Origin of the sequence: Methylorubrum sp. SL192, assembly GCF_026672325.1 — a bacterium.
GTDB lineage: Bacteria > Pseudomonadota > Alphaproteobacteria > Rhizobiales > Beijerinckiaceae > Methylobacterium > Methylobacterium extorquens.
This window is the reverse complement of the sequence record NZ_JAPPQV010000003.1, coordinates 2506315-2520785: the sequence shown is the minus strand read 5'-3', so window position 1 is coordinate 2520785 and position 14471 is coordinate 2506315. Positions and strand designations below refer to the sequence as shown.

Sequence of the window (14471 nt, the reverse complement as noted above, 5' to 3'; positions counted from 1 at the left end):
CACAGCCGGCGGCGCCGTTTCGGGCCGCCGGCTTGTTTTTGCGGGGTTCGTTTCAGAAGCTTCGATCGCGAGACGGTCACGTCCGTTCGTGACAGTCCCGGATCAGTGGGCCCACGCGGAAGGCCGGCGATGCAGCCCTCCGATGCGAAGGCCTACTTGCACTCCTCGCGTGCGCGCTTGAGCGCATCGGCGAAGCCGCCCAACGCGTAGTCGTCCTGAGTCGGCTTGCCGCGCTGGGAGGTCGTGCGAACCGTCGCGGTCTGGGTCCGGCTCATCTCCGTGACGATGCGCGGCTCGTCGGCCTGGTTCTGGATCCAGGCGTTCTCGTCCTTCGCCACGAGGCCGTAGCGGGTGCTGCCGACCGTGAGATAGGGGTCGCTCGGAGCGGCGGCCGCGCCGGGCTTTGCTTGCGCGGCGGCCGGCTTCGGCTTGAAGCCGAGCATCACCGCAATCTCCCCCTGGGCACCGCCCTTGGGGAAGGTGACGAACAGGTAGCCGGTGTCGCGCGCGAGCGTCTTGGGGCTGCGGGTGGTCGGCTGGGCGATGACGTAGCAGAGCTTGTCGCGGCCCTGCGCGCCGTTGGTGAAGACGTTCCAGTCGCCGAACACCGCCAGCGGGACGGCCTGTTGCATCCCCGGCGGAAGCGCCGAACTCTTCGGCTCGCGGCGGCTCGACCGGGCGAGGATGATCTCTGCTCCCTGTATGCCCTCCTGTGCGAGCGCACGCCCGGACGGGCCGGGCAGTGCCCCGGCGACCGCGGCGGCCAGCGCGAGGGCCGCGAGGGGGCGGCCGCGACCAAAGGCGGGATGAGAGATCGAAAGGCGGTGCCGCTGCATCGTTACTCGGGTGTACGGACGGCCGGGTCGGCCCTCTTCACGCGCCGTCAAGATGACGGGCCGCAGCGTAACAGGAAACCCCTGACCGCTCCGATTAACCGAAAACGGCCATGGGCCGCACCCGTCGACGCAGCCTGAAGCGGTCGGGCGCGGTGTCAGGCCGCCCGCATCTCCGCGGCGAGCGTCGCCGAAGCGACCGCGGCCGCGGGCAGGTCGATCGACGGATCGATCGCCGGAAGACGGATCTCGACCGCCGACGGAATGGTGCCGGCCGCCGGCTCGACCGGCTTGGGCTGCGCCGGCTTCTCCGGATCGTTGTAGGGGGTGTTGTAGGCCTTGCGGATCGAGGCCCAGAAGGCGCCCCGCTCCGCATCGGTGAGCCGTGCGAGGCGAGCGTCGATGACCGCCATGGCCTCCGCCGCTAGGGCAGGCGTCTCCTCGACGGTGATCCAACTCTCAACGTTCATGACGGCACTCCGCAGGTTCGGACAGTCGGATAGCCAAGCTCAGTTAGCTGAAACCTGAACGCCGCATTTTCCGTGCCCGTTCCCGCAGGGCTGTTTTTACTTCTCCACAGGGCCGAGCTTTTCCAGCCAAGCTGCCGCCTGCCGGCGCACGTTGTCCGGTGCGGTGCCGCCGTAGCTGGTGCGGCTCGCCACCGAGTTCTCGACGCCGAGGACCGCGAAGACGGCGTCCGTGATGCCCGGCTCGATCGCCTGCATGTCCTGGAGGGAGAGTTCCTCCAGCCCGATCCCGCGCTCGGAGGCCACCGCGACGACGCGGCCGGTGACGTGGTGGGCCTGCCGGAACGGCATGTTCAGCTCACGCACCAGCCAGTCGGCGAGATCGGTGGCGGTGGCGTAGCCCGAACCCGCCGCGCGCTTGAGCGTCTCGGCCACGGGTTCGAGGTCGCGCACCATGCCGGCCATGGCGGCAAGGCACAGCGAGAGCGATTGCAGGGCGTCGAAGGTGCCTTCCTTGTCCTCCTGCATGTCCTTCGAATAGGCGAGCGGCAGCCCCTTCATCACGATGAGCAGGCCCGTGAGCGCGCCGATGATGCGCCCCGCCTTGGCGCGCACGAGTTCGGCGGCGTCGGGATTGCGCTTCTGCGGCATGATCGACGAGCCGGTGGTGAAGCCGTCGGAGAGCCGCACGAAGCCGAACTGGGCCGAGGTCCACACCACCAGCTCTTCGGCGAAGCGCGAGAGGTGGACCGCGCAGATCGAGGCCGCCGAGAGCGATTCCAGCGCGAAGTCGCGGTCGGCCACGGAATCGAGCGAGTTCGCGGTCGGCCGGTCGAAGCCGAGGGCGGCGGCCGTGGCGTGCCGGTCGATCGGGAAGGAGGTGCCGGCGAGTGCGGCGGCGCCGAGCGGGCATTCGTTGAGCCGCGCCCGCGCGTCGCGGAACCGGCCGCGGTCGCGCGCCAGCATCTCGACATAGGCGAGGCAGTGATGGCCGAAGGTGACGGGCTGGGCCGATTGCAGGTGGGTGAAGCCCGGCATCACCGTCCCGGCATGCTTCACCGCCGTCTCGGCCAGCGCCCGCTGCAGGTCGGCGACCTGCGCGTCGAGGGCGTCGAGGGTGTCGCGCACCCATAGCCGCATGTCGGTGGCGACCTGATCGTTGCGCGAGCGGGCGGTGTGCAGGCGCCCGGCGGCGGGGCCGACGATCTCGGTCAGGCGGCTCTCCACCGCCATGTGGATGTCCTCCAACTCGCGCCGGAAGACGAATTCGCCGCGCGCGATCTCCGCCTCGACGGACTTGAGCCCGGCTTCGATGGCTGCCACATCCTCGGCCGGCAGGATGCCTTGGCTCCCCAGCATCGCGACATGCGCCAGCGAGCCGCGGATGTCCTGGGACGCAAGGCGCCTGTCGAACCCGATGGAGGCGTTGATCTCCTCCATGATCTCGGCCGGGCCGCTGGCGAAGCGTCCACCCCACATCCGGTTGCTCATGGCTGATCCCACCTTCCGCACGCGAAACGAGGTTCAGCCGTGACGGCGACCCCGAAAATCCTTGCCGCCGGCGGCGCGCTCGCCGCCGTCCTCGTCGGCGGCCTCGCCCTATACGGGACGGGCTCGAACCTCGGCAACCTCGCGGCCTCCGGCCCCTGCGCCGAAGCCGCCCCGGTCGCGGCCCGGCTCGCGCCGCTGGCCCGCGGCGACGTCGCCGCTTTCGACGCCTCCGCTCCCCTGAAGCCGGCACCCGCCGTCGCCTTCAAGGGCCCGGACGGCGCGCCGACCGATCTCGCATCCTTGCGCGGAAAACTGCTCCTGGTGAACCTGTGGGCGACGTGGTGCGCCCCCTGCAAGGCGGAGATGCCGGCCCTCGATCGCCTTCAGGCGGAACTCGGTGGCGACAGCTTCCAAGTGGTGGCGATCAATGTCGAGACACGCAACCTCGACAAGCCGCCCGCATGGTTCAAGGCCAACGGCATCGCGCGACTGACCTATTACGGCGACCCCGAGGGCAAGGTGCTGCCGGTGATCCAGTCGGCGGTCGGCTCCACGGGGCTGCCGACGACGATGCTGATCGACGCAAAGGGCTGTACGCTCGGCGTGATGAAGGGCCCGGCCGAGTGGTCGAGCGAGGACGGCAAGCGGCTGATCCGGGCGGCGCTGGCGAAATCCTCCTGATTGTCCAAGGTGCCTGATTTTCCAAGGCAGCCCGATTTTCCAAGCCAGCGGGTTGCGGTGCCGGTCCAGGGCGGGCAACGGGTCACGGCATGAAGCCGCCGCCCCCCTCCGTCCGTGCGCTCCCGCGCCCTCTGCAACGCTCGTACTCGGCGACGCGCCGCTTTCTCACGAACGAGGCGGCCGGCGGCATCGTGCTCATGGCCGCGGCCGGCGCCGCGCTCGTGGTCGCCAATTCGCCCCTGGCGCAGGCCTATCACGACCTCCTGCACATCCATCTCGGGCCCTTGAGCCTGATGCACTGGATCAACGACGGCCTGATGGTCGTGTTCTTCCTTCTGGTCGGCCTCGAGATCAAGCGCGAGGGACTGGACGGGCGCCTGCGCACCTGGCCCGACCGGGTGCTGCCGGGGCTTGCTGCCGCGGCCGGCATGGCCGTGCCGGCCCTGGTCTACCTCGCCTTCAACGCCGGGCAGTCCACGGCTCGGGGCTGGGCGATCCCCGCCGCGACCGACATCGCCTTCGCGCTGGGCGTCCTCGCGCTGTTGGGCTCGCGCGTGCCCGTTTCACTCAAGATCTTCCTGTCGGCGGTGGCCATCGTCGACGATCTCGGCGCCGTGGTGATCATCGCGCTGTTCTATACGGGGCAGCTCGATACCACGATGCTGGCGGCCTCGGCCGGGATGCTGGCCGTGCTGTTTGCCCTCAACCGCCTCGGTGTGCGCGCGCTCCTGCCCTATCTCCTCGCGGGCCTCGTCCTTTGGGTGTTCGTCCTGCGCTCCGGCGTTCACGCCACGGTGGCCGGCGTGCTGCTCGCCCTGTTCGTGCCGATCCGCCCGAGCCCGGGCCGACCGGAGGACGTGACTTCGCCCCTGCACCGTCTGGAACACGCCCTGACGCCCTGGGTCTCATTCCTGATCGTGCCGATCTTCGGCTTTGCCAATGCCGGGGTGACGCTCCTCGGCTTGCCGGCGCGGGCGCTGATCGAGCCCGTGACCCTCGGCGTCGCGCTCGGCCTGTTCCTCGGCAAGCAGGTCGGCATCTTCGCGAGCGTTCGGCTTGCCGCCGCCCTTGGCCTCGTTTCCCGCCCGGCGGGGGCGACCTGGGTTCAAGTCTACGGCGTCGCGCTCCTCTGCGGCATCGGCTTCACCATGAGCCTGTTCATCGGCGCGCTCGCCTTCACGGATGGCCTGCACGAGACCGAGACCAAGCTCGGCGTCCTCGGCGGCTCGCTGCTCTCGGCGCTGTTCGGTGCCGTGCTGCTCGCCCGGGCGACCGTGCGGGAGGCGAGCCCGCGCCGGGGCCTTGGAGCCGAGCCCGACCGCTTGCCTTGACCTCCGGCCTCGGCCTACTCAGGCCGGAAGCGTCGCGGTGGTAGGTGGTCCGTCTTCCGGCCCGTCATCCCGCGCGAGGGCGAACATGCTGCGAACCGTTTCCCGTTTCCTCGGACTGCCGTTCTTCAGCCGGGCGCTCGGGCTCCTGATGATGGCGGCTGGCTTCGTGCAGCTCTGCTACGACGGCGCCCGCTCCATCGCCAATAACGGCCTGCGGGTGACGAGCCTCGCCGAACTGATCCAGTCCCTGCCGCAGGAGCGGATCACCGCACTCGGAACCACGATCCGGCAGGCGGCGCCCTGGGCGGATACGGTTCTGCTGACGCCACTCGGCCTCGTCCCGGCGGCCCTGTTCGGGCTCGGGCTCGGGGCCGTGCTGGTTTGGCTCGGCCAGCCGCCGCGGGAGCCGATCGGATTCCTGACCCGGCCGTAGAGCGTCGTCCCGAAGAGGGTCCAGGCGTCCTCAGATCCCCCAATACGGCGCCGCGTTGTAGTAGCGGTGGACGTGCTCCTCCCAGGCGCGCTCGTCCTCCGGGTCGCCGCCCTCCGGCGAGCGGGCGGGCGCGTCGCGCAGCTGCGCCTCGGTGATGTCGACGACGTAGGCATCGAGGCCCGTGTCGTAGCGCAAAACCGCCCAGGGCAGCGTGTAGTATTCCTCGCCCATGCCCAGGAAGCCGCCGAAGCTCATCACCGCGTAGGCGACGCGGCCGGAGCGCTTGTCGAGCATCAGCCGCTCGATGCGGCCGACCTTGCTCCCGTCGGTCCGACGTACCTCGGTGCCGATGACGCGATCGCTGGCGATCAGGCTGCGGGGCGGGGGCGCCGCATTGGCCGCAGCTTCGGAACGAACCGGATCCATGGCGATCATCCTGCAACGTTGTTACAGCTTGCCATAAAAAACGCCCATGCGGCCGGGCACGTTCCGGCCGGTGCGGCACCCACCCTTGCCCCATCCTGCCCCGCCATCCCGGACGAGCCACCGCGCATGCCGTTGACCCGCCTGACACTCCCTGCCCTCGCGCTTGCCCTTCCGGCGCTGCTGAGCCCGGCCGCGGCGCAGGACCGCGGCAGCGTCAACCCGAAGCCGCTGCCGCCGCTCGCCAACCCGAACGATCCCTCGACGCCGGCCAAGGCCCTGTTCGGCCGCGTCACCGGGCCGGCCAGCGGGCCGGCGCGGCCGTTCGGCTCCTACGCCAAGGGCTGCTTCTCCGGCGGCGAGGCACTGCCCCTCGACGGTGCGACCTGGCAGGTGATGCGGCCCTCCCGCAACCGGATGTGGGGCACGCCCCATCTCGTGGATTTCATCGAGCGGCTCGCCGCCCGCGCGCCGCAGGCCGGCTGGCCCGGCCTTCTCGTCGGCGACATGTCACAGCCCCGCGGCGGGCCGATGCTCACCGGCCACGCCTCGCACCAGCTCGGCCTCGACGTGGACGTCTGGCTCACGCCGATGCCGGACCACCGCATGACCCGGGCCGAGCGCGAGGAGACCTCGGCCACCGACATGGTGCGCTCGGACCGGCTCGACATCGATCCCGACGTCTGGACGCGCCAGCATACCGCGCTGATCCGCATGACGGCCAAGCAGCCCGAGGTGGCGCGGATCTTCGTGAACGCGGCGATCAAGAAGGCCCTGTGCCGCGAGGCGGGCGGGGATCGCGGCTGGCTCACCAAGGTGCGCCCGATGTACGGGCACAACTACCACTACCATATCCGCCTCGCCTGCCCGGCCGGCGACGGCGCCTGCGATGACCAGGCGCCCCCGCCCTCCGGCGACGGCTGCGGCTCCGAACTCGATTACTGGTTCAGCGCGGCGGTGCTGAACCCGCCCAAGCCCAAGACACCGCCGAAGCCCCGCCCGCCGATGACACTCGCCGGCCTGCCCGACGCCTGCCGGGCGGTGCTGCACGCGCGGTAGCGTACCGTCGGATTGATTCGGAGACGGTAGGATGATGGATGTCAGAGCCATCCGGAACGACGATGATCTGACTTGGGCTCTCAGGGAGATCGAACCCTACTTCATACGGGAACCCGCGTTCGGCACGCCGGAGGCGGAGCGCTTCGACGTGCTGATAACGCTGATCGAAGCCTACGAGAGCCGGCATTACCCGATCCCAGAAAGCAATCCGATCGAGCTTCTGCACTACGCGATCGAGCATCTTGGGCGTAGCCAAGCGGAGCTTGCCGAATTGCTCGGCTCACGCTCGCGGGCTTCGGAAATCCTCGGCTGCAAGCGCGGGATGACGCTGGATCAGATCCGGGCCGTCAGCGAGGCTTGGAAGATCCCGATTGCCGCGCTGGCCAAGCCTTACCCGATCGGCTCGGAAGAGGCTCCGCGTCGCCAGCGGGCCGAGAGCAAGCGTGCCAAAAGTAAGCGCGCCAAGAGCAAGTCCTCGGCAGCTGCCTGAGGGGTTTCAAGAAGACCCGATCTCCGAAGCAGCACGAACTTGAAAAAATCGTGTCGCTGCTTGAGTCGCAGGTGCGGGCAAAAACCCTACTTCTCGTGGTGTCCGGCCGAGAGCCGGTCGGTCAGCGCCATCAGCAGGCCGGATACGACGAACACCATGTGGATGCCGACCAGCCAGGACAGATCGCGGTCGCTGTAGTTCTTCACGTCGAGGAACGACTTCAGCAGCTGGATCGCCGAGATCGCGACGATGGAGGAGATCAGCTTCAGCTTGAGCCCGCTGAAGTCGATGGTGCCCATCCAGGTGGGCCAGTCCTTGTGGTCGGTGTGATCGAACTTCGAGACGAAATTCTCGTAGCCTGAGAAGATCACGATGATCAGCAGCGAGCCGGTGAAGGTCAGATCGACCAGCGCGAGAACGCCGAGGATGGTCTGCGACTCGGTGGACTCGAACGCGTGCGTGACGACGTGGCCGAGTTCCAGCAGCAGCCGGACCAGCAGGACGACGAGCGCGATCGTCAGCGCGGCGTAGAACGGCGCCAGCAGCCACCGGCAGGCGAAGAGAAAGCGTTCGAAGCCACGTTCCAGCATTGTCTCTCGATCCCGGCCATCCGAGGGGCCGGGATTTGGCATGGGCGCAACGGCCCCGCAAGACGGTCAAGCTTGGACCGGCCTTGCCGGGGCCGACCGGAGACTCACTCCGCCGCGACGCCGACACCCACGGGGCAGGACACGCCGGTGCCGCCGAGCCCGCAATAGCCGCCGGGATTCTTGGCGAGGTATTGCTGGTGGTACTCTTCCGCGAAGTAGAAGGTCTCGAGCGGTACGATCTCCGTCGTGATCGGCCCGTAGCCCCGTGCGTCGAGCGCCTGCGCGTAGGAATCGCGCACGGCCCGTGCCGTCGCGGCCTGGGCCTCGCTGCCCGTGTAGATGCCGGAGCGGTACTGGGTGCCGACATCGTTGCCCTGGCGATACCCCTGCGTCGGGTTGTGGCTCTCGAAGAAGGTCTTGAGCACGGCCTCCAGCGGCAGCACGGCGGGGTCATAGGCGACCAGGACGACCTCGTTGTGGCCCGTGAGCCCGGAGCAGACCTCCTCGTAGGTCGGGTTGGGCGTGGTGCCTCCGGCATAGCCCACGGCGGTGACGTGGACGCCCTGGGGCAATTCCCAGAACTTGCGCTCGGCGCCCCAGAAGCAGCCGAGCCCGAGCACGATCGTCTCGACGCCCTCCGGATAGGGCCCCTTCAGGGGATTGCCGTTGACGAAATGGCGCTCGGCGGTCGGGAGGGGATTCGGCCGGCCGGGCAGCACCTCGGACGGGGCCGGCATCTCGGGCCGCTTGCGGAACAGAAGCATCGCTGTTTCCTCTGGTGGTCGCGGGGCGGGCACGCAGTCGGCGCGCCGGTGTGCATCCCGCTCGATTTCGCTTGATATGGTCATCGCCGTCTGCTTTGGCGACAGGGTCAGGTGAGGCCGCGCCCTCGGCGGCTTCGGCCGTGCCATTCGCACCTGGGGAGCGATCGGGAACAGATGGAGCCCGGCGACGACTGGCAACTGACGGAGCGGGTTCGCGCCAGCGTCCGTTCCGGCAAGGGCGACCCCTTCGCGGCGGCCGTGCGAGCCACCCGCATGGCGATGATCATCACGGACCCGCGCCGGCTCGACAATCCGATCATCTATGCCAACGACGCGTTCCTGCGGCTCACCGGGTACACGCGGCTGGAGGTGACCGGCCGCAATTGCCGCTTCCTGCAGGGGCCCGGCACCGATTTCGACGCGGTGGCTCGGATTCGTGCCGCGATCGATGCCGAGCGGGACGTGCATGAAGAGCTTCTGAACTACCGCAAGGACGGCTCGACCTTCCACAACGCGCTGTATATCAGCCCCGTCCACGACGAGGACGGCACGCTGCTGTTCTACTTCGCCTCGCAGTTCGACGTCAGCGAGCGCCACGCGCTCGCGGCCGAGCGCGACCGGACGCGTGACGCCCTCGACGCGAACGCCCTGCTGCTGCGCGAGATCGGACATCGCGCCCGCAACGATCTCCAGATGATCTCGGCCATGCTGACGCTTCAGAGCGGCAACAGCGCCGATCCGGCGGTTCGCGCGGCGCTCGGCGAGGCGATCGGGCGCATCGATGCGCTCAGCACGCTCTACCGCCAGTCCGCCCCGCCGGAAGAGAGTGCGGGCCACGATCTCGGCGATCTCGTCCGTGAGATCGCCGAGACCCTGGTCGAGGCCTCTGGCCGGCGCGACATCGCGCTTGCGCTCGATCTCGCGCCGCTCCGCGTCCGGCCCGAGGCGGCGGGGCCGCTCGCGCTCATCGTCAACGAGGTCGTCTCCAACGCCGTGCGCCACGCCTTCCCGTCCCGGGCCGGACGGCTGACCGTTCGCATCGCCCGCGATGGAGCGGAGGTCACGGTGGCGGTGGAGGATGACGGGATCGGTCCGAGCGCCACGGGCGACGGGAGCTTCGAGGCGACGCTGATCGATGTTCTGAGCCGGCAGGTCGGCGGTACGATCCGCGTCCGACCAAGCGATCCGGCGGGCACCGCCGTCGAACTCCGCTTTCCGGCTGAGCGCATCGGGGTCTAATCCCCCACTGCTCAGACGTCAGTGCCGGTCGTCGGGGGCCGGCGGCAGGGGCATGACCTCGATGCCCTCCTCGACCAGCGCCCGCGCTTCCTGCGGGCTGGCCTCGCCGTAGATCGGGCGCCCCTCCGCATCGCCGTAATGGATCGCCCGCGCCTCGTCGGCGAAGCGCTCGCCGACATCCTCCGCGGTCGAGACGACGTGCTCGCGCACGGCCCGCATCAGGGCGCGCAACTGTCGCTCCGGCTCGGCGGCGAGCATCGGCATCGGCACCCCAGTCGGCGCCGCCGGAACCGGAGGCTGCGGCGTCGGCGTTTCGGCCCGGCCACGGTCGGTGCGCGCCACCGCCGGGGCCATCGGTGCCTTGGCGACTCTGGCCGAGTCGCAGAACGGACAGGTGACGAGCCCGCGGGCCGATTGCTCGTCGTAGGCCGCGTTGGAGGGAAACCAGCTCTCGAACTGGTGGCCCGAATCACAGGCGAGAGTGAAAAGGATCATGACCCTTAGAGCATCGTCCTGGATACCGGATCCAAGGATGCTCTATCCTCTTATTTTTGCACCATCTCTTCCGAAAGCCGGAGGCCACCTTTCGGGATGATGCTTAGATGGGATGGCTTCAGGCGCGGCGCACGCCGAAGCTGCGCGCGTGGGACAGGGTGGGAATGCGGGCGCGTGCATCCGCGACCCGCGCGAGGTCGATCTCGGCGAGGATGATGCCCGGCGCGTCGCCCTCGGCCTCGGCGAGGATGCGGCCCCAGGGATCGACGATGAGCGAGTGGCCGAAGGTCTCGCGTCCGTCCTCGTGCCGGCCGCCTTGCGCCGCCGAGATCATGAATGAGCCGGTCTCGATGGCCCGCGCCCGCTGCAGGATGTGCCAGTGCGCCTCGCCGGTCTGGCGGGTGAAGCAAGCCGGCGCGGTCATCACCGTGGCGCCCGCCTCGGCCAGCGCCCGGTAGAGGGCGGGAAAGCGGATGTCGTAGCAGATCGTCAGCCCGAGGCTGGCGAGCGGCGTCTGCGCGACCACGGCGCAGTCGCCGCCCGAATAGGTCGCCGATTCGCGCCAGCTCTCACCGTTGGGCAGATCGACGTCGTAGAGGTGGAGCTTGTCGTAAGCCGCTTGAATCTCGCCCGCGGCGTCGATCAGAAAGGCGCGGTTGGCGATCTTCTCGCCCTCGCGGATCGCCAGCGATCCGATTTGCAGAACGATCTGTTCCGCCCGCGCGACCTCGCGGAGGGCGGCGAGCGTGGCGTCGCTCTCCTGCGGCCCGACCTTTTCGAACAGGGCGGTGCGGTCGCGCTCGATCAGCGAGGTCGTCTCGGGCGTCTGGACATAGGCGGCACCCCGGCGGGCGGCCTCGCGCACCGCCTGCACGGCAGCCTCGCGGTTGACGGCCGGATCGCGCCCGCCGCGCATCTGCACGCAGGCGGCGGTGAAGGGCTTGTGGTCGGACAGGTCCGTCATGCCGCGAGCAGCGGATCGAGATCGCCGGCGCGCTCCAGCGCGTAGAGGTCGTCGCAGCCGCCGACATGCCGGTCGCCGACGAAGATCTGCGGCACCGAGGTGCGTCCGCCGGCCCGCTGGACCATGGTCGCGCGGGAGCCCGCCGTCTTCTCGACGTCGATCTCGTTGAAGGAGACGCCTTTTTCGCGCAGCAGGCTCTTGGCCGCCGAGCAATAGGGGCACCAGGCGGTGGTGTAGATCGTGACCGGCTGCATAGGTCCGTCGCGTGCCCGAATGGGGGAGAAGCGACGGATATAGGCGAGCCGCGCGGATCTTCCTACTGCGGCCGGGTCACAGAGTCGGGCGATTGCTGCCCCGGCTCTCCGCTCAGGCGGGTTTAGGCGGCCAGCAGCTTCTCGACCTCGTTGACGAGGTCGCGCAGGTGGAAGGGCTTCGAGAGCACCTTCGCATCCTTGGGCGCCTTCGAATCCGGGTTCAGCGCCACCGCGGCAAAGCCGGTGATGAACATCACCTTGATGTCGGGATCGAGTTCGGTGGCGCGGCGCGCCAACTCGATGCCGTCCATCTCCGGCATGACGATGTCGGTCAGGAGAAGCTCGAACGGCTCCTCGCGCAGGCGATTATAGGCGGAAAGGCCGTTGTCGAAGGACAGCACGTCGTAGCCGGCGTTCTGGAGCGCCTTGGCCAGAAACCGACGCATGTCGTTGTCGTCTTCCGCGAGCAGGATCTTCATCGAACGGCGTCCCGGTGCCCATGCGCCTTGGAGTGTCTCAGGAAAGGCCGGTCGCTACCATGCCGCTTGAGGGCATGACAGCGCTGTCGGCGCTTTGCGAGAGATGCTCGGTGGGTGTTCATTTCATAAAGCGTCGGCTTGGTAAACAGAGCGTTAAACGCGCCCGGTGTCGCGACGCACCCGACAATCGCGGGGCGCTGTCCCCTCCTCTCCCGGCTCTGTGCGGCGCATGGTGGACAGGGCGGACGAGGCGCCGCAAAGTAGCGCCATGTCCCTTCCGTGCCACGGTCAGGCCCCCGCTTCTCGATGAGCCCTTCACAGCCAGACGGAGCCGAGGCGTTCGATCCACCCTTCGCCGTGGACGAGCCGGCGCAGCACGCGATCCCCTTCGTGTTCAACACGCCGCATTCCGGCGCGCATTACCCGGACTCCTTCCTCGCGGCCTCTCGGCTCGACGCGCTGGCCCTGCGCCGCTCGGAGGATGCCCATGTCGACCGGCTGTTCGCTGCGGTCGTGGGCCTCGGCGCGCCCTTGATGCGGGCGAACTTCCCCCGCGCCTATCTCGACGTGAACCGCGAGCCCTACGAGCTCGACCCGCGGATGTTCGCCGGCCGCCTTCCGTCCTACGCCAACACCCGCTCGATGCGGGTAGCCGGAGGGCTGGGTACGGTGCCGCGCATCGTCGCCGACGGACAGGAGATTTACCGGGAGCGGCTACCGGTGGAGGAGGCGGTGCGGCGCATCGAGACGCTCTACAAGCCGTATCACCGAACCCTGCGCGGCCTGATCCATCGCACGGCACGGACCTTCGGCCGGTCCTTCCTGATCGATTGCCACTCGATGCCGTCCTCGAGTCTCGGGCGCGACGAGAGCGCCCAGGCCGATTTCGTGCTCGGCGACCGCTTCGGCACGGCCTGCCTGCCGGCGCTGGTCGATGGGTTCGAGAGCCGGCTGAGGGCTCTCGGCTACAAGGTGGTGCGCAACAAGCCCTATGCCGGCGGCTTCATCACCGAGCATTACGGCGAACCCGGCCTCGGGCGGCACGCGCTGCAGATCGAGATCAACCGGGCGCTCTACATGAACGAGCAGTCGCTGGCGCTGACGGCCGGCTTCGTGACACTCGCGGACCATCTCGCCGAGGTTGTCGCCGGGGTCGCTGCCGAGACGGTCGAGCTGCCGTCGCACCGCATCGCAGCAGAGTAGCCGCCCGAATCGGAACGGGGCTTTCAGCCCTCCCGAATCGACGCTTTGGACAAAAAAAGGCCGCCCCGAAGGACGGCCCGAAGTCTAGGGAGGAAACGCCCAAGAAGGGCTGCGGGACCGCGACGCCATCGCGATCTCGCAATGCACAAATCGCATCGCGCTGCACAAATCGCAAGGGCGATGAAACGGTTTCCACATGTGCGCCGCGCATATCTGTCCGGCACGCGCACAGAGAACCGGATCAGGCCTCGCCGAGAAGCGCGCGGATCTCCGCTTTCAGGGCATCGGCCAGTTCCGGCCGCTCCAGGCCGTAGGCGAGGTTGGCGGTGAGGAAGCCGATCTTGGACCCGGTGTCGTAGGTGCGCCCATCGAAGCGCATGCCGTAGAACTTCTGCTCTTCGGCCAGCCGGATCATCGCGTCGGTGAGCTGGATCTCACCGCCCGCGCCGGTCTCGCCCCGCTCCAGAATCGAGAAGATCTCGGGCTGGAGGATGTAGCGGCCGGAGATGATGTAGTTCGAGGGCGCGGTGCCCTGCTTAGGCTTCTCGACCATGCCGGTGATCTCGAAGGTCTGGCCGAAGGTCTCGCCGACGGCGACGATGCCGTACTGGTGGGTCTCCTCGGGCTTCACCTCTTCCACGGCGATGACGTTGCCGCCATGCTGCTCGTAGGCCTTCAGCATCTGGCCCATGCAGCCGCGGCTCAGCATGTCGGGCAGCAGCACGGCGAAGGGTTCGTCGCCGACGATCTCGCGGGCGCACCAGACGGCGTGGCCGAGGCCCAGCGGCGCCTGCTGCCGGGTGAAGCTGGTCTGGCCGGCCTTGGGCAGGTCCTTCTTCAACTCCTCGTAGGCCGCCTGCTTGCCGCGCTCCTGCAGCATGTGGTCCAATTCGAACGCGATATCGAAATGATCCTCGATCACCGCCTTGCCGCGGCCGGTCACGAAGATGAAGTGTTCGATGCCGGCCTCGCGGGCTTCATCGACGACGTGCTGGACGACCGGGCGGTCGACGACGGTGAGCATCTCCTTCGGAACGGCCTTGGTGGCCGGCAGGAAGCGCGTGCCGAGACCCGCGACGGGAAGGACGGCCTTGCGAATTCGTTTCATCTGGCGGGACCCCATTTTAGCGTGTGTCGGGGCGAGCCCTGATCGACAACGGATCAAATAGCACGCAGGCCGCCGCTAACAGCCCCGCTTGGGTTAGGATTGGCAGAATTTTGTCATAAGACGCGGCTGGCGCTTCGGCTGACGGCTGACGAAGACGGATCAGGGGT

The 14471-nt window shown here is 68.6% G+C and carries 18 protein-coding genes; 7 read left to right on the top strand and 11 right to left on the bottom strand.

What is annotated here, in order from left to right:
- Positions 1–152: 152 nt before the first annotated feature.
- From OVA30_RS12660 to argH, 3 genes are all read right to left on the bottom strand, one after another.
- A complete protein-coding gene (locus tag OVA30_RS12660; protein ID WP_268175625.1) occupies positions 153–836 on the bottom strand; it encodes an invasion associated locus b family protein in 684 nt (227 codons plus the stop codon).
- Positions 837–991: 155 nt separating this feature from the next.
- On the bottom strand, positions 992–1303 hold the full coding sequence (locus tag OVA30_RS12655; protein ID WP_268175624.1) for a hypothetical protein: 312 nt from the start codon (positions 1301–1303) through the stop codon (positions 992–994).
- Between the two features lie 96 nt (positions 1304–1399).
- Positions 1400–2791, bottom strand: coding sequence for an argininosuccinate lyase (gene argH, locus OVA30_RS12650; RefSeq protein ID WP_268175623.1), 1392 nt, complete (start codon positions 2789–2791; stop codon positions 1400–1402).
- Between the two features lie 39 nt (positions 2792–2830).
- Here argH and tlpA point away from each other — a divergent pair, with 39 nt between their 5' ends.
- The 3 genes from tlpA (at position 2831) to OVA30_RS12635 (ending at position 5236) form a co-directional block, all read left to right on the top strand.
- Positions 2831–3472 carry a thiol:disulfide interchange protein TlpA gene (tlpA, locus tag OVA30_RS12645; protein ID WP_268175622.1) on the top strand — a complete coding sequence of 214 codons (642 nt, stop codon included), beginning with the start codon at positions 2831–2833 and terminating at the stop codon, positions 3470–3472.
- Between the two features lie 89 nt (positions 3473–3561).
- Entirely contained in the window at positions 3562–4803 is a 1242-nt protein-coding gene (gene nhaA, locus OVA30_RS12640) for a Na+/H+ antiporter NhaA (RefSeq protein ID WP_268175621.1), read from the top strand.
- Between the two features lie 85 nt (positions 4804–4888).
- Positions 4889–5236 (top strand): hypothetical protein, encoded by a 348-nt coding sequence (locus OVA30_RS12635; RefSeq protein WP_012254555.1) that lies wholly within the window; start codon positions 4889–4891, stop codon positions 5234–5236.
- Between the two features lie 30 nt (positions 5237–5266).
- Here OVA30_RS12635 and OVA30_RS12630 read toward each other — a convergent pair whose 3' ends face one another.
- Positions 5267–5662, bottom strand: coding sequence for a PRC-barrel domain-containing protein (locus OVA30_RS12630; protein ID WP_012254554.1), 396 nt, complete (start codon positions 5660–5662; stop codon positions 5267–5269).
- 126 nt (positions 5663–5788) lie between these two features.
- On the opposite strand from OVA30_RS12630, the gene mepA reads away from it, so the two are divergent.
- Positions 5789–6718, top strand: coding sequence for a penicillin-insensitive murein endopeptidase (gene mepA / locus OVA30_RS12625; protein ID WP_056455862.1), 930 nt, complete (start codon positions 5789–5791; stop codon positions 6716–6718).
- Between the two features lie 34 nt (positions 6719–6752).
- Entirely contained in the window at positions 6753–7208 is a 456-nt protein-coding gene (locus OVA30_RS12620; RefSeq protein ID WP_442786101.1) for a helix-turn-helix domain-containing protein, read from the top strand.
- Positions 7209–7294: 86 nt separating this feature from the next.
- On the opposite strand, the gene OVA30_RS12615 is transcribed toward OVA30_RS12620, so the two are convergent.
- Positions 7295–7798, bottom strand: coding sequence for a TIGR00645 family protein (locus OVA30_RS12615; RefSeq protein ID WP_003603121.1), 504 nt, complete (start codon positions 7796–7798; stop codon positions 7295–7297).
- 104 nt (positions 7799–7902) lie between these two features.
- On the bottom strand, positions 7903–8562 hold the full coding sequence (gene msrA, locus OVA30_RS12610; RefSeq protein ID WP_003603122.1) for a peptide-methionine (S)-S-oxide reductase MsrA: 660 nt from the start codon (positions 8560–8562) through the stop codon (positions 7903–7905).
- 174 nt (positions 8563–8736) lie between these two features.
- On the opposite strand from msrA, the gene OVA30_RS12605 reads away from it, so the two are divergent.
- Entirely contained in the window at positions 8737–9801 is a 1065-nt protein-coding gene (locus OVA30_RS12605) for a PAS domain-containing protein (protein WP_268175619.1), read from the top strand.
- An 18-nt stretch (positions 9802–9819) separates the two neighbouring features.
- Here OVA30_RS12605 and OVA30_RS12600 read toward each other — a convergent pair whose 3' ends face one another.
- The 4 genes from OVA30_RS12600 to cpdR all read right to left on the bottom strand — a co-directional run bounded on the left by OVA30_RS12600 (position 9820) and on the right by cpdR (position 11993).
- Positions 9820–10296: a DUF1178 family protein gene (locus tag OVA30_RS12600; RefSeq protein ID WP_268175618.1), complete on the bottom strand. Its 477-nt coding sequence runs from the start codon at positions 10294–10296 to the stop codon at positions 9820–9822.
- Between the two features lie 118 nt (positions 10297–10414).
- Positions 10415–11260 (bottom strand): carbon-nitrogen hydrolase family protein, encoded by an 846-nt coding sequence (locus OVA30_RS12595; protein ID WP_268175617.1) that lies wholly within the window; start codon positions 11258–11260, stop codon positions 10415–10417.
- Complete coding sequence (gene grxC / locus OVA30_RS12590; RefSeq protein WP_003603127.1) at positions 11257–11514, bottom strand: glutaredoxin 3; 258 nt, start codon at positions 11512–11514, stop codon at positions 11257–11259. Before grxC ends, OVA30_RS12595 begins: the two co-directional genes overlap by 4 nt.
- Positions 11515–11636: 122 nt before the next feature.
- A complete protein-coding gene (gene cpdR / locus OVA30_RS12585) occupies positions 11637–11993 on the bottom strand; it encodes a cell cycle two-component system response regulator CpdR (RefSeq protein ID WP_003603128.1) in 357 nt (118 codons plus the stop codon).
- Between the two features lie 306 nt (positions 11994–12299).
- On the opposite strand from cpdR, the gene OVA30_RS12580 reads away from it, so the two are divergent.
- Positions 12300–13196: an N-formylglutamate amidohydrolase gene (locus tag OVA30_RS12580; RefSeq protein WP_268175616.1), complete on the top strand. Its 897-nt coding sequence runs from the start codon at positions 12300–12302 to the stop codon at positions 13194–13196.
- Positions 13197–13437: 241 nt separating this feature from the next.
- On the opposite strand, the gene galU is transcribed toward OVA30_RS12580, so the two are convergent.
- Positions 13438–14304 (bottom strand): UTP--glucose-1-phosphate uridylyltransferase GalU, encoded by an 867-nt coding sequence (gene galU / locus OVA30_RS12575; RefSeq protein ID WP_012254544.1) that lies wholly within the window; start codon positions 14302–14304, stop codon positions 13438–13440.
- Positions 14305–14471: the final 167 nt, after the last annotated feature.